Below are 24613 nucleotides of genomic sequence, written 5' to 3' on the forward strand. Positions count from 1 at the left end.
GTCAGGCGTCTTTCCGTTCTTCTGCAAAGGGGTCCGCCACCATCGGCCAGATATCCTTTCGCGCGCGGCGGTAGGGCGTGCGCGCCGGATTGTTGGGATAAGGCGTTCCTGCGGAGCAGTAAAGGATCTGCGATGCGATCTTGGAGAAGGACGCGTAGAAATGATTGGTCGATTTGATGACCAGGATCTTTTTCGTGCTGGGGTCGATGCCCATGACGGAAAACAGGCTCGGATCGAAGCTCTGCGCGCGCGTCGAATTCAGGATGATGTCGATGCCATCGAGCTGAATATGTGCGGCATCGCCGAAGGGAGCGAAGCTCTCACCGAAACGCATTTCGGCATTCGGAACCAGGCGAACGATCTTGACGAGACCGTCGATCGGATTGCCCGTGCCCGGTGCCGATTTGGCGCCAAAACGCAGGGGGATTTTCGCGCCTTCGCCGGCCGCCATGCAGATCTGTACGGCCATCGGGTCCCAGATCGTGCCGATCGCCGTGTCGGTAGCGCCGCGATCGAGCAATTCCTGCAGGATGACCGTTGCGTCGCCTGCCGTGCCGCCGCCGGGATTATCCCAAAGATCGGCTATGACGACCGGACCCGAAGCGGCAGCCATGGCCTCGCTTACCGCCTGCTTCTCGTCGATCTGCGGCATGATGAAGGTGCCGCGCTTTGAGAAGAGTTCCAGGCCGAGATCGCGGGCGATTGCGGAACCTTTATCCGGCTTATTATCTGTGACGACGAGCAGCTTCGTACCCATCTCCGGCACGTCGCCGGCCATGAAACCATGAATGACCGAAATCGAAAGAATATCGGCGTCACTTTTTTCCATCGCCATAATCTTGTCGACGAAAGAGCGCATGGGGTCGCGCGAGGTCGGAAAAACATCGATCATGCGGCAGTCGAAGGCCGACATGACCGGCTTCACGCGGCCTTCTAGCGTATCGATTGCGATCCGCCAGAGGTCCTCGGCGCGATCGACGAAATCCGTATGCGGGAATTCCTTGAAATAGACGAAGAAATCGGCGGCCGCGAGGCGCTTCGCCGTCAGATGGCTATGCGGATCGAGCTCGGCGCAGATCAGGATATCCGGCCCGACGATGTCGCGCACGCGCGATAGGAAATCACCTTCCGTATCCTCGTAACCATCCGCAACCATGGCGCCGTGCAGTCCGAGAACGACAGCATCGACAGGCATTGCCGCGCGCAATTGCTCAAGAATTTCGTCGCGCAGTTCCTCATAGGTACGGCGATTGACCAAACCGGCCGGATCGGCCCAGGTGGAGGTGCCCTCGATCACCTCCCAGCCCTTTTCCACCGCGATACGACGTCCCACAGTGATCGGTGCGGAACATAGCGTCGGCGTTTCCGGATGTGTGCCCGGCGGCGCATAAAGAGAGGCTTCGAAGGCGCGCCGGTCGACGCAGATAGGGGAGAAGGTATTCGTCTCGGTCGCAAGGGCCGCCGTGAAAATGCGCAATGCTGTCGCCTCTATTCCATGGGGTTCGGCAGATAGCCGGTGAAGCCGCAGATCTTCCAGCTTCCTTTATGCAGGCGGCAGTAATAAAGTGTCTGCCACTTCATCACGTCGATGCCGCCATCCGACTTCTTCAGGCTGCCGTCGAACTTCTTGCGCACCAGTGCCATATCGCCTTCGATCTCGATGTCTTCGAGGGTCGTTGTCGTGAAGATGGCCGTGCGCGGATCTTCGGCGAAGGATTGCGTGGCGAAGTCGCGTGCCTGGCGCAGCCACTCGTCGCGATAGGCGGACAGCGTCGGGAAGGCGAGGCGCCATTTGTCCGGGCTGACCGCGCGCTTGCCATCGATGCCGATAAAGCCCTCTTCGACGAAATCGCCCGCGACCATCGACCAATCAGCGGCAAGAAAAGCATCGATATCGCGCGGGACGAGCATCTCCCAGATCGAATGCCTGGCGGTATCGCTGGCAGGGAAGGGATTCTTGAAAGGATCACGCATAGCATCCGCCGTCATTTAAATTCTTTTCATAATTTGCGATTTTCACTGGCCAAATTCCGCTTTCTATGGTCATTTGTCAACGTATCAAGAAAATAATTTGCAGGAACCGCATGGTGGCCATCGCATGTCACGGTTCCGGCGAAACGAGAACGAATGACGAGCTGCTTCTGCGCATACGCCTGTCCACAGGCGCCGGCGGGATCAGGAAGATTGAGATGGATCGTGTCGCTGACTACGTGTCAAACGTGGGTGAAGCAGCGACGAAGGGGGGCTGATGGATATCTTCACGACCATGCAGGAAGAGAGAGGCCGGCTTTCGCAATCGGAAATCCGTATCGCCGACATCGTCCTCAATGATTTCGAATTCGCCGTCAATGCTTCCATTATCGAGCTTGCGGGCAAGGCGGATGTCTCGCCGCCGACGGTGACGCGTTTCTGCCGACGTCTGGGCTGCGAAAGCTTTTCCGATTTCAAGGTGCAGCTTGCGCGGACAGCCTATGTCGGCATGCGCTATCTGAAGCCCGAGCCGAAGAGCATCGCACCGGCCGACGTTGCCCAGGATATTATTACCAAGGCGCAGAACGCACTCTTCCTGCTGCATCGCGGGCTGGATGTTGCCGCCATCGAGCGGGCGGCGAACCGCCTCGCCAGTGCGGAGATGATCTATGCCTTCGGCTCCGGTGGCAATTCCTCTATGATCGCGACCGAGCTGCAGAACCGCCTGTTCCGGCTCGGCCTTCGCATTACCGCGAGCTCCGACCACAGCATGCAGCTGATGATGGCTGCCGCCGCCAAGCCGACGGACGTGCTGATCGGCTCTTCCTTCTCCGGCCGCAACGCCGAGCTGGTGCGCGCTTTTGCGCTGGCACGCGAAGCCAAGGTGCCGACCATCGCCCTGACGCAGAGTGAAAGTCCGGTGGCCCGCGCCGCCGAGATTACGGTGCCCGTCGACCTGCCGGAAGGAGACAATATCTATCGGCCGACATCGACCCGCATCGCCTATCTGGCCGTGGTGGACATTCTCGCTAGCCTGGTCGCCTATCGCATTCAGCCGCAGGCAACGGTGACGCTGCGCCGTATCAAGCAGCAGCTCGTCACCCATCGCGATGGCGACGACCGTCAGCTTCTTGGAGATTAGAGCAGTTTCGCGAAGTCGGCGACGCTCATCACATTGGGCTCCGCCGAAACAACAACATAGGGTGGCGGATCAAGCCGCTCGGGGAATCGATCGAAGGAATATGATATGAGCAAATCCGTCGCCATCGTCACGGGGGCTGCCGGCGATATCGGCCGTGCCATTGCAAAACGCCTGGCGGATGACCACGACATCATCCTGCTCGTCGATATCGACGAGGCGGCCATGCAGAAGGCTGTTGGAGAACTCGGCCCGGCGGAGCGTTTCGTCACGTTCAAGGCGGATATCACCAGCGATGCCGATGTTGCCGCCATGGCAAAGGCCGCATCGGATCTCGGCGGGGTGAAGACGCTCGTCAACAATGCCGGTGCCGCTCGCGCCGTCAGTCTTCATGATACCACGCCGGCCATCTGGCGTGCCGACAATGCCCTCAATCTCGAAGCGGCTTTTCTCTGCTTCCGCGCCGTCGAGGACATGCTGAAGGCGTCGAAGGGGTCGGTGATCAATATCGCCTCCGTCAACGGTATGGCCGTCTTCGGCCATCCGGCCTATAGCGCGGCCAAGGCCGGGCTTCTGCATTTCACCCGGCTGGTCGCGGTCGAATACGGCAAGTTCGGCATCCGTTCGAATGCGGTCGCGCCCGGCACAGTGCGCACCCAGGCCTGGGAAGCGCGCGCCGCCGCAAACCCGAATGTCTTCGAGGAGGCAAAACGCTGGTATGCGCTGCGGCGCGTCGTCGATCCGGCCGATGTCGCCAATGCCGTCTCTTTCCTCGCAAGTCCGCTTGCCTCGGCGATCACTGGCGTTTGCCTGCCTGTCGATTGCGGCCTGACGGCGGGGCAGGCGGAGCTCGCCCATACTTTCTCCCAGTCCGAGCACTACTGACGGGCTACGCCGAAGGGGAATGGAATACAGCCGTCCCTATCATCCCCAAAACAGCTGGTCTCGCGAGCGCGGGAGTATGGTCGGTCGACATGGACGCGCTTTGGAGCGCCGGCTGGACCTTTATTCATGCTTCAGGCTGCCGAGATAGGTTTTCGGCGGCTTTTGGTGCCTGACTGTTATCGAGCAAAGGTAGGCAGAATTGCATGGTTGTGGCGCCGGAGCGCTCTAGCCTGCGCGCAGCGTCGCCATGTCGGTCGGGAAGAAACCCGCCCAGGCCATCACTGTCACCACGGTAATAACGAGCAGATACCACATGGCGACGTAATCACCGACGAGCCGCCGGTTCAACGCGGCAAAGAGAAGAGCGACACTGAAGGCGAGCCAGAGCAGGTTGCAGACGTGGTCCATTTTATTGTTCCCCTTATTCGTCTTTTCCTCCCTTCGGCAAAAGTTAACGAGATAACGTTGCGCGAGGTAGCGCCATAACGGGATGGAGGTTTGCACACAGCGGGAAGCGCGGATCTCGGTCACTGCCCTGATTGGGATATTTGACTGGTGGTTGCCCATCGCGGTTTCCATACAGAGCGTCTCGTATCCGGTCACATCCGATGAGGCGCCGCAAGAAAATCTTAACGCCCTGCGCAGAGCCCAGGAACATCTCGCCGCTGCTCCCGTTATGGGCTTGTAGCGTAAAGGCGAGGAGGGCTGCCATGGAATATGGTGATTGGAACAATCCCGTCATAGTCGATCTCGATGGCATCGGCCATTTCGCGATCATCACCAACGCGCTGGACGCGGCAAACTGCATGAGCGAGGAGTGGCCGGTCAATGGCGGCCCGGCAATGGATGAGGCCGTGCTGGTTTGCCTCGATGCCGTTCTTGGCAAGGTTTCCGCCGAGCGGTCGCGAAAGGCTTTTCTGGAGGCGGTGCGTGAGGCCGGACTTAGCGTCAGGCCGGATTCGGGAAGCCTTCACTAGTTGATGTAAGACAGGGGCGACAGCCTCCCTCGGCGAGAGGCGCTCAGATTGCCCAGAAGATAAGGCTGAGGATTATGATGACGGCGAGGATGAACCCTATCATCCTCCCTAGTCCTTCGTTGACATTGCCGTTGCCAACAATCAGGTCGTACCAGTCGCTCTTGTGGTCCATCAAACGTCCCTCAGGGTTTGCCCCATTAGGTCGATCTCTTCTTCGATAGTCAATGATTTAAAGACACTGGGCGGCAGCTGTTGACCAGGCATTCATCGCCTGCCAGCGGCGGGCATCAGGGATCCGTTCAAAGGACGATTATTCAGGGATGCCGAAAGGCCGGCTTTCATCCGGATAGCCGATTTCAAGACAAGTTCTTATGAACTCCCGGCGAACCGGAAGCGGCATTGCAAGAGCTCGCTAAATCTTGAAATCTTTGAGAAATCCGTGTTTCTCAAGAAAGGAAATGGTGCCCAGAAGAGGACTCGAACCTCCACGCCTCGCGGCACAGGTACCTGAAACCTGCGCGTCTACCAATTCCGCCATCTGGGCGACGGACACGCATGTAAGGGGGTGGCCGTCCGGTGTCAACAGGGTTTTTGAAGTTTTCGTGGCAATCGTCAAAAAAGCGGGTGGAGCCCGGGTCAAACCCGGGCTGCGGCCCATGCGCTGATCAGGCCAAGTCCCTGTTCCAGCAGGGCCTTTGCCTCGCTTTCGCTCGATGCTTCCACGTAGCAGCGCATTTCCGGCGCGTTGCCGGAAGGGCGGAAATGGATGATTCGGTTATCCACAAGTGTCACCCGCAGGCCGTCGATATCGCTCTTGGAAGCGACCGTCGCGATCGGCTTCAGGAAATCCGAAAGATTGGCGTCGGAGGCGCGCAGATAGGCCATCAGCGCGGCACTGGTTTCCACGGGAAAATTCTCCAGACGGTCGGCGGCGGCAAAGGGCAGGCGGTAGCTGCTGGCAACCGCCGAAAGCGGTTTGCGTGCCTTGGCGGCGGCATAGAGCGTCGCGAGAATCGGCAGAAAGCTGTCGCGCGTCGGCAGCGGCTCGAAAGCTTTTCCCTCGACGGTGAAGCGGCTGGCGGTCAACGTGCCACCATTAGCCTCGAAGCCCATGACATTGGCTTTGCCGGCCGCGATGGCCTCGTCCATGCCGGCGATCACATAGGGCGAGCCGACGCGGGTGCGGGTGACGGCATAGGAACCGGCGGCCTCGATGCCGGAATTGGAGGTAACCGGCGTCACCACAACATCGGCGCCGAGGAAATTTGCCGCGATGAGGCCAAGCAGATCGCCGCGCAGGGGCTCGCCGGTTTCGTCCGCGACCAGCGGCCGGTCACCGTCGCCATCAGCCGAGACGATGGCATCCAGGCCGTGCTCGGGCGCCCAAGCCTTCATGAGGCGGATGGTTTCGGCTGAGACCGCTTCGGTATCGACCGGAATGAAGCTCTCGGAGCGGCCGAGCGGCACGACGCGGGCGCCGTAATGGGTAAGCACCTGACCGAAGAGATCACGTGCCACCGTGCTGTGCTGATAGACGCCGATGGTCAGGCCGGCGAGGCTGCCTGGAGGCAGCAGACCCTTGTTGCGCTCCAGGAACAGCGCCTCCGTCTCCGCCGTGCGGTTTTCCGCCTCGGCAGGGGTTTCGTCGAGCACTGAATCGCCAATCGCAAGCGCCTCTTCGCTGATCGCCACCTCGTCGCGCTTGTCGATTTCGCCATCAGGGCGATAGAATTTGATGCCGTTTCGGTCGGCGGGGATATGCGAGCCGGTGATCATCAGCGAGGCGGCCTTCAGCTGCAGGCCGTAAAGCGCCAGCGCCGGCGTCGGCAATGTGCCGCAGTCGATCGGCGTCAGGCCGGCCCGCTTCAGCGCGCCGATGCAGGTGGCCGAGATCGCCGGGCTCGATTCGCGGAAATCGCGGCCGACGAGGATGAGGTCGCCCGGTTTGGCATGGCCGTTTTTCAGCAGATGACGGGCAAAGGCCGTCGCGTAGAGCGCCGATGCCCGTCCCGTAAGGTCTGCGGATAGGCCGCGAAGGCCGCTGGTGCCGAATTTCAAGCTGCTCACAGGCAATCTCCCTTGCAATGGTCGGGCTGTTATGGCGCAAGCGGTGGCGGCGATCAACTCATCGTGGATCGATAGGTTCCGGTTGCGGCAGCACTGGTTTTGCCATCGTCATGACCCCAACTAAGATAAGAGGTGCGGCGGCCCGCCATAGGTTCGCAGCGTCCGGAACAGGAGTATGTCATGGCTGTTTTTCATAGGATCGCATTTGGCTGCGTCCTCGCGCTTGCCTCGCTGTCGCAGGTGGATTTCGCTACGGCCGCCTCGGACTCCCGGAAGCTCATCACTCCGCCGCGCACCAATACGGTCATCTGCGATTCCCGTGGCTGTTTCGGTTTCGGCGAGCGGCAGTTCTACACCCGCCCAGGTCAGCCGCTTCCGATCACGCCACCCTATAACGGGGGCCTCAATCGCTTTGGCAGCCCGCGAGTTCAGGTTCCTCCGCGCGAAACCTTTACGCCACCGCCGAGAACAGTCTATCCCTCGCCGGCCCAGCAGCTCAAGCGGCATCAGACCTGGTGCGCCGAGCGCTACCGGACCTACAATCCCGGCACCGACAGCTATACGACGATCAACAACGGTACCAGGCCCTGTCGTTCGCCCTTCGACTAATGCCCCGCGCAGCGGGGCCTAGCTCTCCAGCGATGCGCGGTCGGTATGGCCGAGATCGCGTTCGGGGTCGATGACATCCCGCACCCGCTGCTTCAGCTCCTTCGGCCCGGGAAAGCCGCCATCCCGCTTGCGTTCCCAAAGCAGCTCGCCGTCGATGCGGATTTCGAAGACCCCGCCGGTGCCGGGGATCAGCGCCACTTCGCCAAGACTGTCGGTAAAGGTCTGCAGCAGCTCCTGCGCCATCCAGCCGGAGCGAAGCAGCCAGTTGCATTGCGTGCAGTAGAGAATGGTGATCCGCGGCTTGTCGCTCATTGTCCTGATCCTTCGTTGTTTGCTGAGATTTAGGTTCAACTTTAGCCCGCTGCAAGCCAAAGCAATTCCAGGAAAAGTGCCAGGCGGTTTTCCGTCCGGAATTGCGCAAGGAAAGACGGCCGGAGTGGTTGGACATTTCCGTTGAGTGTTGAAACGCTCTGGCCACTTGCCTCTCCCGCCGCCTCATGCTCATCTCCGGTGGTCACATTGCTCGGGAATCAACGGTATGCGCGTCGCCATCATCGAGAATATGAAGAACACCCCGCTTGGCGCTCTCGGTATCGCGCTGGAGGAGGCCGGAGCCGAGCTTGACTGGTTTCGCCCCTGGAGCGGGGAGGCTTTGCCGAAGGACACCTCGTCCTGGGATGCGCTGGCCGTGCTCGGTGGCGAGCAGAGCGCCCGCGACGACGACACCCATCCCTATCTGCCGGAGCTGGCGCAGCTCATGCGCCGCTTCGAAAGCGAGGATAAGGCCGTGCTCGGCATCTGCCTCGGCAGCCAGATCCTGGCGCGCGCCTACGACGCCGAAAATCTGCTCGGCACCGCCCATGAATTCGGCTGGAAGACGGTCGGCCTGACCGACGAGGGAAGGAAAGACCCGTTGCTCGCCGATCTTGGCGACGAATTCACCATCTTCGAATGGCATGGCGACACCTTTACCTTGCCTGCTGGCGCCACGCGCCTGGCCGCCAACGGCATCACGCCGAACCAAGCCTTCCGCATCGGCCGCGCCACCTACGGCACGCAGTTTCACTTCGAAGCCAATGCCGCCGTGGTCGAGCGCTGGCGCGGCGAATTCAAGGAAACGATCGAACGCAAGGAGCCGGGATGGCTCGAGCGGTATCCGGAACTTGTGGCCAAGCATGCGGCAGCGGCTGAGACGGCGGGCCTCGCCATCGCAAGGGCATGGGTGCGGACGATTGGCGCTCAGGCAGAACTTCCTCAGGTCGCAGAGGCTTGAGGATCGCAACGGGCCTCTAAGTAATTGCGCGACCGCCGGATCCGATCGCGATGTGCCGCGCGTCGATAAGCTGTGAAATAGGAGTAAATGACATCATGAGCACGCTGGAATTACCGAGCGAAGGCAGCTGCCGTTGCGGGCAGGTGCGGTTGAAGATCAGCGCCAAGCCACTGCTCACCATGGCCTGCCACTGCACCGGCTGCCAGCGCATGACGGCCGGCCCCTATTCGCTGAGCGCCGCCATCCCCACGCAGGGTTTCGAGGTGATGCAGGGCGAGCCTGTCATCGGCGGCCTGCACGGCGATGTCATCCATCATTATTTCTGCCCGCATTGCATGAGCTGGATGTTCACGAAGCTCGAAGGCGTCGACTGGTTCGTCAATGTCCGCGCCACCATGCTCGACGACACCAGCTGGTTCACGCCCTTCATCGAGACCTGGACGAGCGAAAAGCTGCCCTGGGTGACGACGCCGGCCAGGCACAGCTATGCCGCACTGCCGGCGATGGAAGAGTATGAGGGGCTGACGAAGGAATATATGGGGCAGGGGTGAGGTTAAACCTCACTCATCCCCCATCTTCAGCGCGGCAATGAACGCTTCCTGCGGGATTTCGACCTTGCCGAACTGCCGCATGCGCTTCTTGCCTTCCTTCTGCTTGTCGAGCAGCTTGCGCTTGCGGGTGGCGTCGCCGCCGTAGCACTTGGCGGTCACGTCCTTGCGCAGCGCCTTCACCGTTTCGCGCGCAATGATGCGTCCGCCGATCGCGGCCTGGATCGGGATCTGGAACATGTGCTGCGGGATCAGGTCCTTCAGCTTCTCGCACATGACGCGGCCGCGCTTTTCAGCCGCCGAGCGGTGCACGAGCATGGAGAGCGCATCCACCGGCTCGGCATTGACGAGGATCGACATTTTGACGAGATCGCTCTCGCGATAGTCCGTCAGGCTGTAGTCGAAGGAGGCATAGCCCTTCGAAATCGACTTCAGGCGATCATAGAAGTCGAAGACGACTTCGTTAAGCGGCAGGTCGTAGGTGATCATGGCGCGGTTGCCGACATAGGTCAGCTCGGTCTGGATGCCGCGGCGGTCCTGGCAGAGTTTCAGGATCGAGCCGAGATAATCGTCCGGCGTCAGGATCGTCGCCTTGATCCACGGCTCACGGAATTCGGAAATCTTGACCACGTCGGGCATGTCGGCCGGATTGTGCAGCTCAATCTCGGTACCGTCGGTCATGGTGAGCTGATAGACGACGGAGGGAGCCGTCGCGATCAGGTCGAGATTGAATTCGCGCTCCAGGCGCTCCTGGATGATTTCCAGGTGCAGCAGGCCGAGGAAGCCGCAGCGGAAGCCGAAGCCGAGAGCGGCAGACGATTCCATTTCGAAGGAGAAGCTGGCGTCGTTGAGGCGCAGCTTGCCCATGGCGGAGCGCAGATCTTCGAAATCAGCGGCATCGACCGGGAAGAGGCCGCAGAAGACGACAGGCTGCGCCGGCTTGAAGCCCGGCAGCGGTTCGGCGGTCGGGCGCTTGTCTTCGGTGATGGTATCGCCGACGCGGGTATCGGCCACTTCCTTGATCGAAGCGGTGATGAAGCCGATCTCGCCGGGGCCAAGGCTGTCGACGGCGACCATCTTCGGCGTGAGAACGCCGACACGCTCGATCTGGTACTTCGCGTCCGTACCCATCATGCGGATGGTCTGGCCCTTGGTCAGCGTGCCGTCGATGATGCGCACGAGAACCATGACGCCGAGATAGGTGTCGTACCAGCTGTCGACCAGCAGCGCCTTGAGCGGTGCCTTCTCGCCGCCTGTGCTCTTTGGCGCCGGCAGCTTGTGCACGATAGCTTCCAGCACGTCGGGAATGCCGAGGCCAGTCTTGGCCGAAATCAGCACGGCATCCGAGGCGTCGATGCCGATCACTTCCTCAATCTGTTCCTTGATGCGGTCGGGTTCGGCCGCCGGCAGGTCGATCTTGTTGAGGACGGTGACGAGCTCGTGATTGTTGTCTATCGCCTGATAGACGTTGGCAAGCGTCTGCGCTTCAACACCCTGAGAGGCGTCGACGACAAGCAGCGATCCCTCGCAGGCCGACAGCGAGCGCGAGACTTCATAGGCGAAGTCGACATGTCCGGGCGTGTCGATCAGGTTGAGGATATAGGTTTCGCCGTTCTGAGCCTTGTAGTGCAGGCGCACGGTCTGGGCCTTGATGGTGATGCCGCGCTCGCGCTCGATTTCCATATTATCAAGCACCTGCTCCGACATCTCGCGCTCGGCAAGGCCGCCCGTCGTCTGGATCAGGCGGTCGGCCAGCGTCGATTTGCCGTGGTCGATATGGGCCACGATCGAGAAGTTGCGGATATGCGAAAGCGGAGTGGTGGAATTGGTGCTCATGCGCGCCATATAGCAGCGCCGCCCCGCGCCGCAAAGCGGAAAAGCGGGGCTTTGACTGGTATCTTCACGTTATGTTAGCCTTTTCTGGCTCGCAGCTGCCGAGTGTCACAATGCTCTTGATTCCATCATGAGATCATGTATTTCTCATATAGTAGAATCACGAAGCGTGAGACATGAGTCATGGCGGATGATGATCTGGAACTGGCGATCGGTGCGCGCATCAAGGAGCTGCGCATCGCCCGCGGCCTGACGCTGGATGAGCTTGCCAATGCCTCGGCCGTCAGCCGTGCCATGATCTCGCGCATCGAGCGGGCGGAGGCGAGCCCGACGGCCTCGCTATTGTCGCGGCTCTGCGCAGCGCTTGGACTTTCGCTTTCGGCCTTTTTTGCCGAGGAGGACAAGGAGGTGTCGCCGCTTGCCCGCCGCGATCAGCAGGCGATCTGGCGCGACCCGGGAACCGGCTATGTCAGACGCGCCGTCTCGCCGCCGGGAACCGACTCGAATGTCGATGTCGTCGAAGTCATCTTCCCCGCCGGCGCGCGCGTCATCTTCCCGCCGAATTCGGCAAGTGCCGGCATGACCCAGCATGTCTGGCTGTTCGAGGGCGAAATGGAGGTGACGCACCGCGACATCGTGCACCGCCTCATGCCTGGCGATTGCCTCTTCATGGGCGTCGGAGATGGCCACGCCTTCCACAATCCCGGCGAGGTGCCGGCGCGCTACAGCGTCATCCTCGATCGCGGCCGTTCATAAACCCAAGGACCTTCTCATGCCCGATATTCGTCTTCTCTCCGCCGTTGAGGCTCGCACTGTCCTGCGGGATCTCTGCGATGTGCTTGCCGATTGCGTCAATGGCGGCGCTTCCGTCGGCTTCATGCAGCCTTATATGCCTGCCGACGCATTGCCTTATTGGCAGAGCGTCGCAGACAGCGTCGAAAGCGGCGGGACATTGCTTTTTGTCGCCGTGATCGAGGGCAGGGTCGTAGGCACGGTGCAGGTGGGCGCAGCCCAGATGCCGAACCAGCCCCATCGCGGCGATCTCAAGAAGTTGCTGGTGCACCGATCCGCGCGGGGTAAGGGCCTTGCCCGCCTCTTGATGGAGGCCGCTGAGCGCGAGGCAGCCCGTATCGGCAAGACCCTGCTTGTGCTCGATACGGCAACCGGCAGCGATGCCGAGGCGATCTATCCGCGCCTCGGCTGGCAGCGCGTCGGCGTCGTGCCGGATTATGCGATGTGGCCGGAGGGCGGCCTTTGCGACACGACCATTTTCTATAAGCGCATTGCAGCCTGAGAAGGCTATTCAGGCTGAGAAGGCGGCAATGGCGTCTTGCAATGTCGATCCCGCTGTCCATTGCATCGCCTTCCAGCCGAAGTGCCGCGCGGCCTCGATATTGGCCTCCACATCATCAATGAAGCCGATCTCGCTTGCGGATATCCCGACACGTTCGGTTGCCAGCCGGAAGAATTCGGCTGCTGGCTTCTGATAGCCGAGGGCGGCAGAATAGAAGATGCCGTCGAAGCGGGAGGAGAGCCCGAGTTCGCCCATCAGATAGGCGGCGCGCATATGCTCCTGATTGGTCGCAAGGAACATCCTCGTTCCCCCGGCCCGCAGGGCGGCGAGATCGTCGAGCAGGTCGTGGTCCAGGCGGGAGTCATTCTCGAACCAGTAGTCGATCAGCGTTCGGGCACTGAGATGAGGAGCGATTTTGCCGAGAACTTCTGCAAGCTTCGGCTCCAGCGCATCGCGGCCGGTGACGATATCGACCCAGCAGGTTTTGAAGAATGCCTGTTGAAGCACATCCAGCCGCAAGCCCAGATCGCGCTCCAGATAGGTGAACAGCGGCAATCCGTCACTTGGCCGGCCGTGCACCAACACGCCGTCGACATCGACCATCAGGAGTTTCATGCGGCCGCCTCCAATTCCTCAAACGCAGGCGGAAGGTGCAGTTGTTTGCAGCAGCATTCAAGATTGCATGTCACCCTTTTTTCTCGGACGCGATGCATGTAAGCCTTCGTGTCATCAGCAGAACTAAGTGGGCGATGGGGAGGCGAACATGCGGGTCATCTATTCGGAGGATCACAAGCTCAGAGACGCGAAGACCGAGCTGCATGATGGCCAGCTCGTCACACCCTTCGAGGCGCCCTTCCGCGCCGAATGGATCCTTGCCGCCGTGAAGGAAGCCGGCTTTGCCGATGTGGTTGCACCTCATGCCCACGGGCTGGAAACGGCGCGAAAGGTGCATGATCCGGCCTATCTCGATTTTCTCGGCGCGGTCTGGGAGCGCTGGGTCGCCGCCGGCTATACGGGTGAGGCGATCGCCAATTCCTTTCCCGTCAGGCGCACCAGCCAGCGCGTGCCTGACAATATCGTCGGCATGATCGGCCATTATGCCAACGCGGCCGATACCTCGATCACGAAAGGGTCCTATGAGGCGGCGCTCGCTTCCATGCGCTGCGCTCTGACAGGCGCCGACTGGCTCAACGCCGGCAACCGCTTCGTCTTCGCACTTTGCCGGCCGCCCGGCCATCATGCCGGCATCGATCTCTTCGGCGGTTATTGCTTCATCAACAATGCCGGCGTCGCGGCGCAGCGGCTGCGTGATCACGGCGCGGCCAAGGTGGCGGTGCTCGATGTCGATTTCCATCACGGCAACGGCACGCAGGACCTTTTCTACCGACGCGGCGATGTTTTCACAGCGTCCTTGCATGGTGATCCCATCCACGCCTTTCCCTATTTCCTTGGCCATGCTGATGAGGAAGGCGAGGGTGAGGGCTTGGGCGCCAACCGCAATTACCCCATGCCGCGCGGCACGCTTTGGGAGGTCTGGTCGGCGGCGCTCGACGATGCGCTTGCCCGCATCAAGGCCTTCGGTGCGGAGGCGATCGTGCTTTCACTCGGTGTCGATACGTTCGAGCGCGATCCGATCTCCTTCTTCAGGCTGACATCGCAGGACTTCATCCGCATGGGCGAGCGGGTTGCTGCCGCAGGCCTGCCCGTCCTCGTCTGCATGGAGGGTGGCTATGGCGTGCCCGAGATCGGGCTGAACGTCGCCAATGTGCTGAAGGGTCTCGAAGCCTGAGGCGTCTTGCATCAAAGTGCCTGATCGCAGGATGAAAAGTTTGAATTTGCCACTGCATGGCCACGCCTCTAAAACGCCGCCTAGTTGGGGGTGTTTATGGAACAGAAGCTTGTCGACAGTGGATCGGATGGCGGCGCGGGGCTGATGCCGCATCCGGATGTCGCGCCATCGACCGGCGGCATTGCTGCCGGCGTGCTGATGTGCGTGATGTCGATGTCGTCAATCCAGTTCGGCTCGGCCCTGTCGGCTCCGATCATCAACGCCTATGGGCCGGCGGGCGCAACGTGGCTGCGGCTCGTCTTCGCCTCCATCGCGTTGGCGATCATCGTTCGCCCGAAGATCACGAGCTACAGCCGCTCGCAATGGCTCGGCGTGCTGGCGCTCGGCACAGTCTCGGCGCTGATGACGACTTCTTTCTTTTCGGCAATCGCGCGCATTCCCCTAGGGCTTGCCGTCGCCATCGAATTTCTCGGGCCGCTGCTGGTTGCGACCCTCGGCTTCGGACTCAGCCGCCAACTTCTCTGGCCAATCCTTGCGGCAATCGGCGTTCTGCTCCTGGCCTATGATGGCGAAGAATGGGTCGGCAATCTCCCCGGCATTCTCTTTGCCATCGGCGCAGGCGCGGGCTGGGCCTGCTACATTCTTTTGACGAAGAAGGTCGGCAATGCCTTTCAGGGCCTCGAGGGGCTTTCCATGTCGCTGCTGGTTGCAGCGGTCGTTTCCACCCCCTTCGGCTTTGCCTCGGCCGTCCCGCATCTGACGGCCTTCGGCCTGCTCGAAATAGCCGGGCTTGCGCTGCTCGTTCCGCTGATGCCATATGTGCTGGAAATGGTGGCGCTGCGGCGCATGCCCACCTCGTCCTTCGGCATCCTCATGAGCCTCGAGCCTGCCATCGGCGCCTTTGCCGGCTTCGTCATCCTGTCGCAGCCGATGACGCCGTCTCAGATGTTCGGCACCGCGCTTGTTGTTGCAGCCAGTATCGGGGCGACGATCTTCGCTGCGAAAGGCTAAGACTGGCGGGGGGTAAGCCGTCGTTGCTTTGAGTTTGGCCCGGCAACTCTCCGTCAATCCGCGGCTTGAAGCCTGGCGATCTGGGGTGCAACGATTGCGATGAACAGTCCTGGATCGCCGAAAGCTCTCGCCGAGAGCATTGCTCCATGAACCGAGGCCATCAGGATTTGCGCCTCTTCCTCGGGCCGTTTGTTCAGCCGGAAGAGGCCATTCTCGGTTCCCGCCTGCAGCACTGACGTAAGCCACCCGGCGAGGCTATGAAAATGGCCTCGCACCTGGGATGCGACCTCCTCCGGCAGCATCTGCATCTCGCTGGCGAGCATCGCACAGACGCAGAAGGGCAGCGAGGCGTCCCGAATGCATGAGTGCCAGTAGCTCACATAGGCCTGCAGCTGTTCCGCGGGGCTCGAGATGCCTTCGCGCAAAGACTTCAAACCCGCTTCCGTCTGCTGCCTGTAACGGTTCACCAGCACCGAAACCAGTTCGGCCTTTGTCGGAAAGTGATGGTGGATGCTTGCCTTCCGGATGCCGATCGCAGCGGAGATGTCGGCATAGCTGAAGCCGTTGTAGCCTCCGGCCACGATAAGAGCCTGTGCGATGTCGAGAATTTTTTCTGAAGTGGAAGTTATTGATTTCATATCGCTGCCTACCTTTTGGTAGGCTGGTTGTCAAGATTGCCGCACCACTTCTGGCTCTCACGAAACGGTGTTCGAGCCTGTGTTGACTCAGCGAATGCATCTTCCTACTAGTAGGTAGGTAACTACAAGGAGCCTCCCGATGCAAAGTCGCATTTCATCGCAGCCCAACTGGCTGCAATCCTACTATTTTACACGTGCCCTGTTCTCGATCGTCTGGATTGCAGCCGCGATCTTCCTCAGCGCAAAACCGCCATCCGCCGCGTTTCTGCTGGTGATCTATCCTGTCTGGGATGCCCTTGCCAATCTGGTCGACGCCCGGGTTAACGGCGGCCTGAAGGTCAATCCGTCCCAGGCGTTGAATGTTGTCGTCAGCATCGCCACGGCGCTCGCCGTTGTCGTGGCCGCCTACAATAGCGCCTATGCCGTCCTGGCCGTGTTTGGGGCTTGGGCGATCCTCTCGGGCTTGCTGCAACTCTACACCGGCGTAAGGCGCTGGCGTATCTATGGCGCTCAATGGGTAATGATCCTGAGCGGCGCGCAGTCGGCACTTGCCGGCGGTTTCATGCTCAGCCGATCCCTCGGCACGGTCGAGCCGACCATTCTGGATATCGTCCCCTACGCGGCGTTCGGAGCCTTCTATTTCCTGCTTTCCGCAATCTGGCTTGCGGTCGCGGCCTATCGCAAAGCACATGCATAGGCGCTACCCGATCTTGCGGCGGCGAGTTTGAAGTGACTTGCCGCCGTATTTTCGCGCGGCCTGCCTTAAGCCGTCGTTCTCGCGGGATCGTCCAGCGCTGGATTATAGAAGAGTGAGAGCGTCAGGCTCTTGGCGATGCGCTCGGCCGTCGCCATGAACCAGTCTCTTGCCTCTTTGGAAGGCGCGATATCGGCAAGGGTTTCGGAGAAAAGCGCCAGCCATTCTGGAAAGAGGTCGGCGGCCATGCCCTCGACGCCGAGATGCGCCTGGACCGGTTTGCCGCCATAGGCGCCGTTCTTGAAGGCAACGGAGGACCAGAAGCGCTTCATCTTTTCCATGTGGTCGGGCCAGCGCCCGGCAAGGCGCCCGTCGAAGACCGGTCCGAGCCGGGGATGCGCCTGAACGCGCCCATAGAACGTGTCGACCAGCCTGTCGATGAAGGCGGGATCGATGCCCATCCGCGCCATCTCCGCCTCGGCCCTTTCGCGGATGCCGGCCAGATGGGCGGCGCTAGCCTGTATCTCGTTTTCCATAATATTCTCCGAGTGCCGGCGCGTGGAGAACCGCTGCTCCGACGTCTTTCAGGTCCCTATGTATGCAATTTCTCAGCGCGACCAAGACGTCATGGAGATGTTGCGGCAATCTGTCAAAGTCGCGTTACTATTTTCCGCGGCCCCGTTCGGCGGGCCACAAATTTTCCGGCACGATTTTCCCTCCGCAATGACGTCTCCGTGCTTGACCAGCGCAATTGCCGACTTTAGAATTAGAATAATTCTAAAGTTATGAGGTTGCCCCGATGCTGCTAGGCTTATTCCGCCCGTCGAAACGTCCCTTCACCTCTCTTTCCGAACAGGAGATTCTGGCGATTGCCATTGCGGCAGAGGAAGACGATTCACGCATTTATCTCGCCTATGCCGATACGCTCCGCCCGCATTATCCCGAGTCCGCCAAGGTTTTCGAGGACATGGCCGAGGTCGAGGATACGCATCGCAAGACATTGATCGACATGCACCGCCGCCGCTTCGGCGAGCGTATCCCGCTGATCAGGCGCGAGCATGTGCGCGGCTTTTACGAGCGCAAACCCGATTGGCTGCGCAAGAACCTCTCCCTCGATGCCATGCGCGACGAGGCCGAGGCGATGGAGCAGCAGGCCTATAATTTCTATGTCGAAGCAGCCAAGCAGGTATCCGATGCCTCGACGCGCCAGCTTCTCGGCGATCTCGCACTTGCCGAGCAGGGTCATGAAGATGTTGCCCGCCTGCTTGGCGAGAAGCATACGCCGGAAGAGGTCAAGCACGAGGAAGATGCACAGGCGCGCCGCCAGTTCGTGCTGACCTATGTGCAGCCGGGTCTCGCCGGGCTGATGGATGGCTCTGTCTCCACGCTCGCGCCGATCTTTGCCGCCGCCTTCGCCACGCAGCAGACCTGGCAGACCTTTCTCGTCGGCCTTTCGGCTTCGGTCGGCGCCGGTATCTCCATGGGTTTCACCGAGGCAGCCCATGACGACGGCAAGATCTCCGGTCGCGGTTCGCCGATCAAGCGCGGCCTTGCCTGCGGCATCATGACCGCGCTCGGCGGCCTTGGCCATGCGCTGCCCTACCTTATCCCGCATTTCTGGACCGCGACGATTACGGCCGCAATCGTCGTCTTCTTCGAGCTTTGGGCCATCGCCTTCATCCAGAACAAATATATGGAGACGCCGTTCCTGCGGGCTGCCTTCCAGGTCGTCCTCGGCGGCTCGCTGGTGCTGGGTGCCGGCATTCTGATCGGAAATGGGTGAGACGCGTTCGGCATAGCCGACGAAACGATCCGGTGAATCGTTTCGAGCGCCGAACGCCCCTTCGGCAGGCTCAGGATGCCCAAGCGAAGAGCCGGCGGTGAGGGACGGGCAATGTTTTGTGGTTTTGTCGCATCCGGAAGGGCAAAGACACTCCGAGATCACGAAATGTTAAATTTCGGAACGCCTTCCGCCGCCACCGGTTAGCAACACGAGGCCGCTCTTGGCCTCGTCTGCAAACCAAAGGAGATGATCCAATGGCAAACCAAGGTGGAACCCACGAGCAGCATGTGAAGGCTGGCCAGCAAAGCCACAAGCGCATGGACAATGACAACACCAGGAATGCTTCGTCCACCGGCTCCCGTGAGCAGCACTCTGCCAGCTCACGCGGCGGCACCCACGAGCAGCACGTCAAGGCCGGCCAGCAAAGCCATAAGAACTCTTGACGCTCGTGATGGTAGCAAATTCGTCCGCACCCAGGAGTGAGGACGGGTCTTATTACAAGACGAAAAAGCGAAAGGCCGGTCCGATGGACCGGCCTTCTTGTGTAACGAGAAATTAGCTCGCGCTTACTTGACGGCGCCGACCAGGACGTCGTTGCCGTTCTCGATGGTGACCCAGCGGCCGGCATTGAAGCTCGCCTGACGCTTCAGATAGGAATAGGGGGTCTTGGTCCAGACCTTGATCTCGTCCTCAAGGTTGTCGAGGATGAAATCGCCCTGCTTGGTGCGCAGCGTCAGCACCGCATGTCCTTCGCCATCAGGCTTGCGAACGACCGTCATCAACAGGTTGGAGGCGGAAATGCCGCTCTGGATCAGGAGCTTGCGCTTCAGCAGCGCAAAATCCTCGCAGTCGCCAGCGGTCTTCGGATATTCCCAATATTCTTCCTGGCCGTAGACTTCCATGTCGGTCGCCGGGCGGATCGTCTTGTTGACGCGCAGGTTGATCTGGTTGACGAGAGCCCAGGAGGCCGCGTTCATGTCGACGGGACCGACGTTACGGGTCGGACCGCACTCGTCGGTATGTCTCTGGCAGAAGTCGTAGTGTCCGATCGGCTGGGAGGTCACGTTGCCGACGGTCATCGAAACACCCTGCTGAGGTGCCGGCATCGCCGCCGACGACATCGCAACTATAGCAGCGAAGGCAATCAACAAGCCCTTAATACGCACGCCCACTATCCTTGTATCGTCCCTGCATTTGTTAACAAATTGTTAATGTAGGGGGGTGCGCGAAGTCAATCGTTACTTAAGTGTTAACACCGGAACCGGCTCCTATGGTTAATTTCGGCACAATCAAGGAGATAGTTGCCATAATTTCCTGCTGCCTGCGATTACGCAAGCGCGCCCCCGAGGCGGTCGCAAAAGGAGCCAGCGCGCCGAGCATTTCGCAGATATCTATTTGTTTTTATGGCGCTTTATGTAGCGCCAACGTCTCGGCCACAGCGAGCATGCGCTCGATGTCCTGCGGCCGCGACAGGCGATGATCGCCGTCGCGCACAAGCGTTAACACGACATCGTCCGCCGGCAGATGCTCGACCAGCTTTAACGAATGCGAGAAAGGCACGTCTGCATCCTGCATACCCTGCAATATATGTACCGGGCAGCCAGTCTCGATGATGCCGGTCAGCACGCGATTGGCGCGGCCGTCCTCGATGAGGGCGCGCGTGAAGATGTTCGGCTCGGGGCTGTATTCCGAAGGCTCCTCGAAATAGCCGCGTTCCGCCAGCGAGCGCCGCTCGACATCGGAAAGGTTCGGCTCGATGAGATCGATGGTGAAATCGGGAGCAGGCGCGATAAGCACGAGGCCGGCGATGGCGGCTGTCTTTTTGCGTTTGCGCAGTTCCTGGATGACCCTGAGCGCGATCCAGCCGCCCATCGACGAGCCGACGAGAACGATCTTCTTCGGCTTGGTATGATCGATGACGGCAAGTGCCTCTTCCAGCCAGCGCGAAATCGTGCCGTTGGTGAACTTGCCGCCGGACTGCCCGTGGCCGGAATAGTCGAAGCGGATGCAGCCGATACCAAGCCGCTCCGCCAGCGCATCCAGCTCCACGGCCTTGGTGCCGCTCATGTCGGATCGATAGCCGGACAACCAGACGAAGCTGACATTCCTGGCACCCTTGCCGGCGGTGCGCTCGATGATGGCGATCTGGCGCTCGCTCTCGCCCGTGCCAACGGGAAGGAAGGTCGGTTGGATGGACGTGGCGGTCTCGGACATGGAAAACTCCCGGATTTTGTGCCCTATAGAACAGATTCGCGTCCGCGTGACCTGAAAAATCCTCGATCTTTTCGCTGCGGTTTCTATATAAAGGGAGAAGGATACTGTGTCCTTCGCGCATCTCGCGCTTCCAGGACACTCCATTGACACGCGGGAGGTGCTTTTTTCCTGCTGTCATGCTATTGACTTCAACACAGCTTTTACGACATTTCCGTCAGTTGCGCCGACGGGGAGCGAGAGGCTGCAGCTATCCGAAACAATTCGTGGAGAATACGACCATTCGCAGACCTTTTAAAGCCGACGCGCCCGTAAAGGACGGGCCGCGTTCCAACAGGGAAATTCGCATTCCCAAAGTTCAGCTCATTACGGCTGACGGCCAGAATATGGGCATCGTCCCGACCGACCAGGCATTGAGAATGGCAGAGGAGGCCGGTCTCGATCTGGTAGAGATTTCCCCCAATGCTGAACCGCCTGTGTGCAAGATCCTCGATCTGGGCAAGCTGAAATACGCCAACCAGAAGAAGGCCGCCGAGGCGCGCAAGAAGCAGAAGATCGTCGAAGTCAAAGAAATCAAGATGCGTCCCAACATTGACACCCATGACTATGAGGTGAAGATGAAGGCCATCGGTCGTTTCTTTGAAGAAGGCGACAAGGTGAAGGTGACCTTGAAGTTCCGCGGCCGCGAAATGGCCCACCAGGAACTTGGCATGAAGCTGCTTCAGCAGGTCAAGGAAGATACGATCGAGATTGCCAAGGTGGAGGCCGAGCCCAAGCTCGAAGGCCGCCAGATGATGATGGTGCTTGCGCCGAAGTGAGGCGCAAGTCGGAGTAGAGAGGCCGGAGCCGTCCCTTGGACGGCTTTTTCCTTTTCTGCGGCAGGGGTCGATGCCTGTCATCGATCTGCAAAGATTCCCGCATTCGCACCGTTGCACTTCGGGGCAAGTGCGGTTATAAGCGCGCGTCCGAACTGACCGGCAGGGCATGCCGTGGCAGTTCAGAATGCTGGTGGAGTGGTTCGTCACCGTATCCGCCGTTCAACAACAAACGCTCCGGCACCTTGTTGCAGCCCGGCCAGTCCGGATCTGTGGGAAGGGCTTTAAGCAAAGCGCGCCAGGAAGCATCGAAGGAGTAGCAAAATGCCCAAGATGAAGACGAAGTCCTCTGCCAAGAAGCGGTTCAAGATCACCGCATCCGGCAAGGTCAAGGCAGCCGCTGCTGGCAAGCGCCACGGCATGATCAAGCGTAGCAACAAGTTCATTCGCGATGCCCGCGGCACCATGGTTCTCGCAGAACCGGATGGCCGTAAGGTTGTCAAGAACTACTTGCCGAACGGTCTCTAAGACTATTCGTAACGCTATAGACTAAGGAGATCATGAAATGGCACGCGTAAAAAGAGGCGTTACCGCCCACGCCAAGCACAAGAAGGTTCTGAAGGCAGCCAAGGGCTTCTACGGCCGCCGCAAGAACACCATCCGTACCGCCAAGGCCGCCGTCGACCGTTCCAAGCAGTACGCTTACCGCGACCGCAAGGTCAACAAGCGCAACTTCCGCGCCCTCTGGATCCAGCGCATCAACGCTGCCGTCCGCGAGTTCGGCCTGACCTACGGCCGCTTTATCGACGGTCTGAACAAGGCTGGCATCGAAGTCGACCGCAAGGTTCTCTCCGACATGGCAATCCATGAGCCGGAAGCTTTCGGCGCCCTCGTCGCTGCCTCCAAGAAGGCGCTTGAGTACCTCAAGGACGCTGGCACGAAGAACGAGTTCGAAGCCGCTGTTGGCTAAGAGCGTCTACTAGACAGTTTTTGTCATATTTATGAAACCCGCGCTTGTGTAACCAGCGCGGGTTTTGTATTTTTTGCAATACAATCAATTTGCGATAGTCACCTTGAGGATTCCCGGTATCGGGAATGGGTGAAATTGTTGAATGGCAAGACTGCGGAACTGAACTTCATACCCAATCTGAACGGTAAGGACATAGAGACCTTGCTGACGGTGCTGGTGAACGGTTCCAGCCGTGTCGAGCGAGTTGCCCTTTCTGCCTGTCAGGTCTGGATCAAGCGATACGGCACGAAGAAACCCTCTGCCTGGCGTCATCTGCAGAGGGTCTTTTCACGCATTGTCCCGCTCGCCTTCCTGCGCCCCTGTACCTATCTGTCTGCGCGGCAGATGGCCGAGCGGGAAATGCAGCGCATCGGCTTGTTCAGGCAGCGGGGTGTAGCCGTTCCGGAGGTTCTCTACGCTTCGAATGGCGCGCTTGTTCTTGCGGACGCCGGAATCACGGTTCAGCGCCGCCTTGCGCAGCTGAAGGAGAGCGATCCCGCTGCTCACGATGAACTCATGGTCGCTTGCGCTGCCGAGCTCGGCCGGCTGCATGCCAAGGGGCTTTGTCATGGCAGGCCCTATCCGCGCGACATGTTCTTCGCCGGCGATCGGCTTGGCTTCATGGATTTCGAGGAGGACCCGCAGACAGTCATGTCGCTTGCAGTGGCGCAGGCCCGTGATATTTGGCTGCTCTTCCTGCAGATCGCAACCGGCGCTCGCCTCGGGCTTGCGACGCAGAACAGAGCCTATGAAGCCTGGTCGGAGCAGGCACCAGCGGCTGCGCGCGCCGAGCTTCAGCGCATGATTCGCTTTCTAGGCGGTTTTTTGTTCCTTGCCCGGTTGATTGGCCGCGTGCACATGGGTAGTGATCTCCAGCGCTTCATCGTTGCGACAAGCTTTCTGATGCATGCGTTCACCACTTATTCCGTGGACTGAGAGCCCGATGGCCCCTGGTCCGCAAGGCAGGACCAGATGACGGAACTCGTAACACTTGAAACCCAACTCATGGCCGAGGTGGCCGCGGCGAACGACGAGCAGGCGATCGAGGCGGTCAGGGTTGCTGCGCTCGGCAAGAAGGGCTCGGTTTCTGAACTGCTGAAGACGCTGGGCTCGATGTCGCCGGAAGAACGGCAGACACGCGGCGCGGCCATCAATGCTCTCAAGAATTCCGTCACCGATGCCATTAACGCCCGCAAGGGCGAGTTGCGCGATGCGGCGATCGAGGCGAAGCTGAAGGCGGAGACCGTCGATGTCAGCCTGCCGGTTCGCTCCTCGCCGGCCGAACGCGGCCGCATTCACCCGATCAGCCAGATCGTCGACGAAATCACCGCCATCTTCGGCGACATGGGCTTCTCGATCGCCGAAGGTCCCGATGTCGAGACCGATTATTATAACTTCACGGCGCTGAACTTCCCGGAAGGACATCCGGCCCGCGAAATGCACGACACCTTCTTCTTCCAGCCGGATGAAAAGGGTGAGCGCAAGGTGCTGCGCACGCACACCTCGCCGGTGCAGGTGCGCACCATGGAAGCGCAGAAGCCGCCAATCCGCATCATCATCCCGGGAAAAACCTACCGCCAGGATTCGGACGCCACGCATTCACCGATGTTCCATCAGGTCGAAGGCCTCGTCATCGACAAGACGGCGAACGTCGCCAACATCCGCTGGGTGCTCGAAGAGTTCTGCAAGACCTTCTTCGAGGTCGACAATGTGACGATGCGCTTCCGCCCGTCCTTCTTCCCCTTCACGGAGCCGTCCTTCGAAGTGGATATCCAGTGCGACCGCTCCGGCCCGATCGTCAAGTTCGGCGAAGGCACCGATTGGATGGAAATCCTCGGCTGCGGCATGGTGCATCCGAACGTACTGCGCTATGGCGGTCTCGATCCGGACGAATATCAGGGCTTTGCCTGGGGCATGGGCCTCGATCGTATTGCCATGCTGAAATACGGCATGCCCGACCTGCGCGACTTCTTCAACGCCGATGTCCGCTGGATGAACCACTATGGCTTCCGCCCGCTCGACATGCCGACGCTGTTCGGCGGCCTGAGCGCGTAAGGAAGGGATAAAG

30 protein-coding genes and 1 tRNA gene are annotated in these 24613 nt (G+C 60.2%); 18 read left to right on the forward strand and 13 right to left on the reverse strand.

Going from position 1 to position 24613, the window contains the following annotated elements; translation table 11 throughout:
* Position 1 precedes the first annotated feature (1 nt).
* A complete protein-coding gene (locus JJQ51_RS26945; protein WP_269245529.1) occupies positions 2-1477 on the reverse strand; it encodes a M81 family metallopeptidase in 1476 nt (491 codons plus the stop codon).
* Positions 1478-1488: 11 nt separating this feature from the next.
* On the reverse strand, positions 1489-1974 hold the full coding sequence (locus tag JJQ51_RS26950) for a hypothetical protein (RefSeq protein WP_269245530.1): 486 nt from the start codon (positions 1972-1974) through the stop codon (positions 1489-1491).
* Between the two features lie 274 nt (positions 1975-2248).
* Between JJQ51_RS26950 and JJQ51_RS26955 the strand changes: the two genes are divergently transcribed.
* Both JJQ51_RS26955 and JJQ51_RS26960 read left to right on the forward strand, forming a co-directional pair.
* Positions 2249-3112 carry a MurR/RpiR family transcriptional regulator gene (locus JJQ51_RS26955; protein WP_113329839.1) on the forward strand — a complete coding sequence of 288 codons (864 nt, stop codon included), beginning with the start codon at positions 2249-2251 and terminating at the stop codon, positions 3110-3112.
* A 105-nt stretch (positions 3113-3217) separates the two neighbouring features.
* Positions 3218-3994, forward strand: coding sequence for an SDR family oxidoreductase (locus tag JJQ51_RS26960; protein WP_113351427.1), 777 nt, complete (start codon positions 3218-3220; stop codon positions 3992-3994).
* 225 nt (positions 3995-4219) lie between these two features.
* Here the strand turns inward: JJQ51_RS26960 and JJQ51_RS26965 are convergent, their stop codons facing one another.
* Positions 4220-4402 (reverse strand): hypothetical protein, encoded by a 183-nt coding sequence (locus JJQ51_RS26965; RefSeq protein ID WP_069611006.1) that lies wholly within the window; start codon positions 4400-4402, stop codon positions 4220-4222.
* Positions 4403-4704: 302 nt separating this feature from the next.
* Between JJQ51_RS26965 and JJQ51_RS26970 the strand changes: the two genes are divergently transcribed.
* The gene (locus JJQ51_RS26970; RefSeq protein ID WP_113390827.1) at positions 4705-4971 is read left to right on the forward strand and encodes a DUF982 domain-containing protein; all 267 of its coding nucleotides are present in this window, start codon (positions 4705-4707) and stop codon (positions 4969-4971) included.
* Positions 4972-5014: 43 nt separating this feature from the next.
* Here JJQ51_RS26970 and JJQ51_RS26975 read toward each other — a convergent pair whose 3' ends face one another.
* The 3 genes from JJQ51_RS26975 to JJQ51_RS26985 all read right to left on the reverse strand — a co-directional run bounded on the left by JJQ51_RS26975 (position 5015) and on the right by JJQ51_RS26985 (position 7029).
* The gene (locus tag JJQ51_RS26975; RefSeq protein ID WP_257714003.1) at positions 5015-5143 is read right to left on the reverse strand and encodes a hypothetical protein; all 129 of its coding nucleotides are present in this window, start codon (positions 5141-5143) and stop codon (positions 5015-5017) included.
* Positions 5144-5430: 287 nt separating this feature from the next.
* Positions 5431-5515 (reverse strand) — tRNA-Leu (locus JJQ51_RS26980).
* A gap of 92 nt (positions 5516-5607) precedes the next feature.
* The gene (locus JJQ51_RS26985; protein ID WP_269245557.1) at positions 5608-7029 is read right to left on the reverse strand and encodes a phosphomannomutase; all 1422 of its coding nucleotides are present in this window, start codon (positions 7027-7029) and stop codon (positions 5608-5610) included.
* 189 nt (positions 7030-7218) lie between these two features.
* Here JJQ51_RS26985 and JJQ51_RS26990 point away from each other — a divergent pair, with 189 nt between their 5' ends.
* Complete coding sequence (locus JJQ51_RS26990; RefSeq protein WP_113329855.1) at positions 7219-7647, forward strand: BA14K family protein; 429 nt, start codon at positions 7219-7221, stop codon at positions 7645-7647.
* Between the two features lie 18 nt (positions 7648-7665).
* On the opposite strand, the gene JJQ51_RS26995 is transcribed toward JJQ51_RS26990, so the two are convergent.
* Positions 7666-7959, reverse strand: coding sequence for a SelT/SelW/SelH family protein (locus JJQ51_RS26995; RefSeq protein WP_034514177.1), 294 nt, complete (start codon positions 7957-7959; stop codon positions 7666-7668).
* Between the two features lie 226 nt (positions 7960-8185).
* Between JJQ51_RS26995 and JJQ51_RS27000 the strand changes: the two genes are divergently transcribed.
* Positions 8186-8920 carry a type 1 glutamine amidotransferase gene (locus tag JJQ51_RS27000; protein ID WP_113351423.1) on the forward strand — a complete coding sequence of 245 codons (735 nt, stop codon included), beginning with the start codon at positions 8186-8188 and terminating at the stop codon, positions 8918-8920.
* A gap of 95 nt (positions 8921-9015) precedes the next feature.
* Positions 9016-9471, forward strand: coding sequence for a GFA family protein (locus JJQ51_RS27005; protein ID WP_113351422.1), 456 nt, complete (start codon positions 9016-9018; stop codon positions 9469-9471).
* Between the two features lie 9 nt (positions 9472-9480).
* On the opposite strand, the gene lepA is transcribed toward JJQ51_RS27005, so the two are convergent.
* Positions 9481-11313 (reverse strand): translation elongation factor 4, encoded by a 1833-nt coding sequence (lepA, locus tag JJQ51_RS27010; protein ID WP_113351421.1) that lies wholly within the window; start codon positions 11311-11313, stop codon positions 9481-9483.
* Positions 11314-11484: 171 nt separating this feature from the next.
* On the opposite strand from lepA, the gene JJQ51_RS27015 reads away from it, so the two are divergent.
* Positions 11485-12057, forward strand: a complete 573-nt coding sequence (locus tag JJQ51_RS27015) for a helix-turn-helix domain-containing protein (protein WP_113351420.1) — start codon at positions 11485-11487, stop codon at positions 12055-12057.
* A gap of 16 nt (positions 12058-12073) precedes the next feature.
* Positions 12074-12595, forward strand: a complete 522-nt coding sequence (locus JJQ51_RS27020; RefSeq protein ID WP_113351419.1) for a GNAT family N-acetyltransferase — start codon at positions 12074-12076, stop codon at positions 12593-12595.
* Positions 12596-12604: 9 nt separating this feature from the next.
* Here the strand turns inward: JJQ51_RS27020 and JJQ51_RS27025 are convergent, their stop codons facing one another.
* Positions 12605-13210, reverse strand: a complete 606-nt coding sequence (locus tag JJQ51_RS27025; RefSeq protein WP_113351418.1) for an HAD-IA family hydrolase — start codon at positions 13208-13210, stop codon at positions 12605-12607.
* 148 nt (positions 13211-13358) lie between these two features.
* Here JJQ51_RS27025 and JJQ51_RS27030 point away from each other — a divergent pair, with 148 nt between their 5' ends.
* Together JJQ51_RS27030 and JJQ51_RS27035 are read left to right on the forward strand one after the other, a co-directional pair.
* A complete protein-coding gene (locus JJQ51_RS27030) occupies positions 13359-14384 on the forward strand; it encodes a histone deacetylase family protein (protein WP_113351417.1) in 1026 nt (341 codons plus the stop codon).
* Positions 14385-14480: 96 nt separating this feature from the next.
* A complete protein-coding gene (locus JJQ51_RS27035) occupies positions 14481-15395 on the forward strand; it encodes an EamA family transporter (protein WP_173002502.1) in 915 nt (304 codons plus the stop codon).
* Between the two features lie 53 nt (positions 15396-15448).
* On the opposite strand, the gene JJQ51_RS27040 is transcribed toward JJQ51_RS27035, so the two are convergent.
* On the reverse strand, positions 15449-16033 hold the full coding sequence (locus tag JJQ51_RS27040) for a TetR/AcrR family transcriptional regulator (RefSeq protein WP_113421034.1): 585 nt from the start codon (positions 16031-16033) through the stop codon (positions 15449-15451).
* Positions 16034-16172: 139 nt separating this feature from the next.
* On the opposite strand from JJQ51_RS27040, the gene JJQ51_RS27045 reads away from it, so the two are divergent.
* Entirely contained in the window at positions 16173-16730 is a 558-nt protein-coding gene (locus tag JJQ51_RS27045) for a DUF308 domain-containing protein (RefSeq protein ID WP_269245531.1), read from the forward strand.
* Positions 16731-16795: 65 nt separating this feature from the next.
* On the opposite strand, the gene JJQ51_RS27050 is transcribed toward JJQ51_RS27045, so the two are convergent.
* Positions 16796-17263, reverse strand: a complete 468-nt coding sequence (locus JJQ51_RS27050; RefSeq protein ID WP_269245532.1) for a group III truncated hemoglobin — start codon at positions 17261-17263, stop codon at positions 16796-16798.
* 263 nt (positions 17264-17526) lie between these two features.
* On the opposite strand from JJQ51_RS27050, the gene mbfA reads away from it, so the two are divergent.
* Positions 17527-18510 (forward strand): iron exporter MbfA, encoded by a 984-nt coding sequence (gene mbfA / locus JJQ51_RS27055; protein ID WP_113329866.1) that lies wholly within the window; start codon positions 17527-17529, stop codon positions 18508-18510.
* A gap of 254 nt (positions 18511-18764) precedes the next feature.
* Positions 18765-18953, forward strand: coding sequence for a hypothetical protein (locus tag JJQ51_RS27060; protein ID WP_069611022.1), 189 nt, complete (start codon positions 18765-18767; stop codon positions 18951-18953).
* A 123-nt stretch (positions 18954-19076) separates the two neighbouring features.
* Here JJQ51_RS27060 and JJQ51_RS27065 read toward each other — a convergent pair whose 3' ends face one another.
* Positions 19077-19676 carry a transglutaminase-like cysteine peptidase gene (locus JJQ51_RS27065; RefSeq protein ID WP_113351415.1) on the reverse strand — a complete coding sequence of 200 codons (600 nt, stop codon included), beginning with the start codon at positions 19674-19676 and terminating at the stop codon, positions 19077-19079.
* Positions 19677-19911: 235 nt separating this feature from the next.
* Complete coding sequence (locus JJQ51_RS27070) at positions 19912-20724, reverse strand: alpha/beta hydrolase (protein WP_113329869.1); 813 nt, start codon at positions 20722-20724, stop codon at positions 19912-19914.
* 278 nt (positions 20725-21002) lie between these two features.
* Here JJQ51_RS27070 and infC point away from each other — a divergent pair, with 278 nt between their 5' ends.
* The 5 genes from infC to pheS all read left to right on the forward strand — a co-directional run bounded on the left by infC (position 21003) and on the right by pheS (position 24600).
* On the forward strand, positions 21003-21539 hold the full coding sequence (infC, locus tag JJQ51_RS27075; protein ID WP_173002511.1) for a translation initiation factor IF-3: 537 nt from the start codon (positions 21003-21005) through the stop codon (positions 21537-21539).
* Positions 21540-21860: 321 nt separating this feature from the next.
* Positions 21861-22064, forward strand: a complete 204-nt coding sequence (rpmI, locus tag JJQ51_RS27080; protein WP_069611026.1) for a 50S ribosomal protein L35 — start codon at positions 21861-21863, stop codon at positions 22062-22064.
* Positions 22065-22101: 37 nt separating this feature from the next.
* Positions 22102-22506: a 50S ribosomal protein L20 gene (gene rplT / locus JJQ51_RS27085; protein ID WP_069611027.1), complete on the forward strand. Its 405-nt coding sequence runs from the start codon at positions 22102-22104 to the stop codon at positions 22504-22506.
* 138 nt (positions 22507-22644) lie between these two features.
* A complete protein-coding gene (locus tag JJQ51_RS27090; protein WP_233789948.1) occupies positions 22645-23481 on the forward strand; it encodes a serine/threonine protein phosphatase in 837 nt (278 codons plus the stop codon).
* A gap of 36 nt (positions 23482-23517) precedes the next feature.
* Complete coding sequence (gene pheS / locus JJQ51_RS27095; protein WP_112722780.1) at positions 23518-24600, forward strand: phenylalanine--tRNA ligase subunit alpha; 1083 nt, start codon at positions 23518-23520, stop codon at positions 24598-24600.
* The last annotated feature ends 13 nt before the right edge of the window (positions 24601-24613 follow it).

This window comes from Rhizobium sp. AG207R (assembly GCF_027109195.1).
Lineage (GTDB): Bacteria > Pseudomonadota > Alphaproteobacteria > Rhizobiales > Rhizobiaceae > Rhizobium > Rhizobium dioscoreae.